This is a genomic window from Bacteroides caecigallinarum, from assembly GCF_016902295.1.
GTDB lineage: Bacteria > Bacteroidota > Bacteroidia > Bacteroidales > Bacteroidaceae > Phocaeicola > Phocaeicola caecigallinarum_A.
Genome location: NZ_JACJLQ010000142.1, coordinates 1 through 608 on the forward strand (window position 1 = coordinate 1; position 608 = coordinate 608).

At 46.7% G+C, this 608-nt stretch carries 1 protein-coding gene; it reads left to right on the forward strand.

What is annotated here, in order from left to right:
* A partial coding sequence (locus H6A27_RS14535) for a transposase (protein ID WP_204509202.1) occupies positions 1-608 on the forward strand: 608 nt, incomplete at both ends.

Sequence of the window (608 nt, forward strand, 5' to 3'; positions counted from 1 at the left end):
AAGGATGAGAAACCTGATAGTAAAAGACAGCACCCGTGCGAAGAACCGCATCAAGTCTCTTCTTCGTTTTCATGGCGTAGAGATACCGGAAGAGTTTACCCGCTGCTCCGTTGGCTGTTGGTCCAAACGCTTCCTTTCCTGGTTACAGGCTCTTGAACTGTCCACTGAGTATGGCAAGAAGACACTTGAACTTCATCTTGAGCAGTTCATCCGTCTTCGTAAGATGCTTCTGCAGGAGACACGTGCCATCCGTGAGATTTCACGTAAAGCTCCTTTTGAGAAGCCTATACGCCTTCTGACTTCTGTTCCCGGAATAGGCGTTACTACAGCTGCCACCCTGATGGTTGAGCTTGATGATATAGTGCGTTTTAAGAATGCTGACCATCTGGCTCCTTTCATCGGTCTGGTACCAATGTGCCATTCGAGCGGTGAAAGTAACGGCACAGGGGATATAACTGTACGCCGACATTTTATGCTTCGGTGTCTTTTGATTGAAGCTGCATGGATTGCAATCCGTAAGGATCCTGCAATGACTGTATCCTATACGGAATACCGTAAACGTATGAATCCACAGAAATCAATTGTAAAGATAGCCAGACGGCTTGTAA